Here is a 2,257-nt window from a genome sequence, read left to right as displayed (position 1 = left end):
GTTTTAATTGATTTTTTAGAGATTAAGTTCTTCTTTTCGTTTTAGAATTGCTGACTTTAGATGAAAAGGTTCATACAAATTGGGAAGAACAATATGATGTTTCGCAGTGATGATATGAAGATCACCTATTGACGAGTATGAGGTCGCTAGGCATTTTCTGACTTCAATCGTCCTTATGTCTGCAAAATGAACGGTCGTTTTGCCTATCAGGCTTTTTTTGTGTTCTAGATAGTCTCCATAAACACTTATTAGACCCGATGTTTTTTGCTTAAAGACGACGAAGATAATAAGAGCGCTTATAAATAACATGGCACCTTGAACAATACTGGCCAGGTTGTCTTGCATAACACTTGGGAGTTGCTCTAAATCGTTTTGAGAAAATAATGAAATCGCTATAGATGGAAAAAAAACGACAACAAGTGAAAGGAGTAGGACTGAAAGGTGAGGAACGAATGCTTTAATCGACGGACGGTATTTTATTGGCTTAGCATAACTTTCAGTTTCAGGTATCAATTCTTTGGTAACAGATTTGGTTTTATCTGGTTGTGGCTCGAGAGCCTGTTTCTCATTTAATCCTTCTGAGCAGCTATCCTCACCGGCACAATCTTTTGTCTCTGCTAACGGCGTACTCTTTGATGATTTATTTAGCATATCTGTTTTACTTTCAGCCGATTTCTCATGTATCGGCTGATACTGTGAAGAAAATTCATCTGCTTTATCTGATGAGATAACGTCACCCGTTCTTTTTTGAACACTGTTATCTGGGCATCCAGTAGGAACCTCATTTTCTTGGATAGCGTCACGGTGTTGGTTTTCGTCATTGGGTAGCATTTGATCTAATTGTGACCAAATCTGTTCTTGACCATGTTTTGTATCTTTCATTAGCAAGCATCTCACATAAATAAAGTCATGAGAGTGTATTAATGGCACAAATGCTCTCTTGAAAAGTAGCAAGATTTTGAAGGTGCGTTATGTATGGGACTTAACTTAAAAATAAGGTAAGAATCATGACCGCTAACGCATTACTGGATAGTCACCGAGAAGTACTTTTTGAAAAAAAGGTCGAGCTAATTAATAATTTTGCAAAAAAGAGATACGGACATTTATCTTTTTTTGATGATATTAAACAAACCATGTTGTTAGAATATGCTGTTGCACTAAGTGAAGCTCGACTTGATGATAACTATGAAGCTTACTGCTGGAGAGCTATGAGGTGGGCGACAAATACATTTCTAAATAAGGTGCTAAAAAAAGAAGAAAGGACTCTGTGTTTCAGTAATTTTGAAAATAGCATTTTAGAGGATGATACGGCATCGCAATTAGACACTTGCACTGCTAATATTAAACAATGTATGTTAATTGAAAAACTCCGTATAGCTTATAATAGACTGTCAAAGGATGAACAGTGTGTAGTTACGGCTGAGTTTGATACTGAGTTTGGTCTACAATCTTCGGTCATAAACTACAGTTACGATAAGAAAAAGCGTATTGCTCGCAAGTATAAAAACTCTGTCTTGTCCGCTAACTCAGAATAATTTTTAATAAGAAAAATAATGCAATTTGCACTTTCACTGACGTTTATACAATGCTTAAAACCAATGTCAGAATGTTCTGAAGAACTTCCTGTTTCTGAAAATCCTGAGTCGATAATAGATAAAATCGAGCCAATCTTACAAAACCTTGTCGAGAGGTTAGGTAGCAAGTTTATAGGTGTTACATCTACATTTTGCAATCGCTCTAAAATAAAAACATGTGATATTGCCAAGGCGATAGATGAAAGGCGATTTCACTATTTATTCGTAGATGATGGCGATGTGCACACCCATACAGATCAACTCCATAACGCATATATGTTCAAATATCTTCATGTAATTTATGAAGGAAATGAAATTGAGGGAGGCTATCTTAATCTTGAAGAGTGCATCAGCATCAATAAAGAAACCATGAAAAATTCGTGTGCCATCATCAATTACGGTCGTGGTAGGAATGGTGAGTTGGCTACACTGAGCCTAGGGTATTCGGTATATGAATCGGTTCTGATGTTGAATTCCTATTCATTAGAATGTACGCCTCTTTTTCTATTACCTTTTCATCCATTAGAGCATTTTTGGGGGAGGGCAAAGGGTGATACAACCGCCGCACTTTTAGATTTTGATGACTGGTATGTAAGGTTTAGATCCTTAAGAAAGATTTTAGAAAATATTGGTGTCACCTATGATGTTATAGTTGGGCATCGCAGTTGGATAAGCGATACTCC

General features: G+C 36.6%; 3 protein-coding genes. 2 read left to right on the top strand and 1 reads right to left on the bottom strand.

Annotation, left to right across the window (positions count from 1 at the left end; genetic code table 11):
• Positions 1-15: 15 nt before the first annotated feature.
• Complete coding sequence (locus tag BIZ39_RS21305; RefSeq protein ID WP_187448037.1) at positions 16-882, bottom strand: hypothetical protein; 867 nt, start codon at positions 880-882, stop codon at positions 16-18.
• Positions 883-1,007: 125 nt separating this feature from the next.
• Between BIZ39_RS21305 and BIZ39_RS21300 the strand changes: the two genes are divergently transcribed.
• Entirely contained in the window at positions 1,008-1,535 is a 528-nt protein-coding gene (locus BIZ39_RS21300; RefSeq protein ID WP_187448036.1) for a hypothetical protein, read from the top strand.
• A gap of 18 nt (positions 1,536-1,553) precedes the next feature.
• The coding region (locus tag BIZ39_RS21295) for a hypothetical protein (RefSeq protein ID WP_187448035.1) at positions 1,554-2,257 on the top strand (704 nt) is incomplete at its 3' end.

The sequence above is a fragment of the Alteromonas sp. BZK5 genome, assembly GCF_014349115.1.
Lineage (GTDB): Bacteria > Pseudomonadota > Gammaproteobacteria > Enterobacterales > Alteromonadaceae > Alteromonas > Alteromonas macleodii.
The sequence above is the reverse complement of the archived record's forward strand: the minus strand, read 5'-3'. Positions and strand labels throughout refer to the sequence as shown.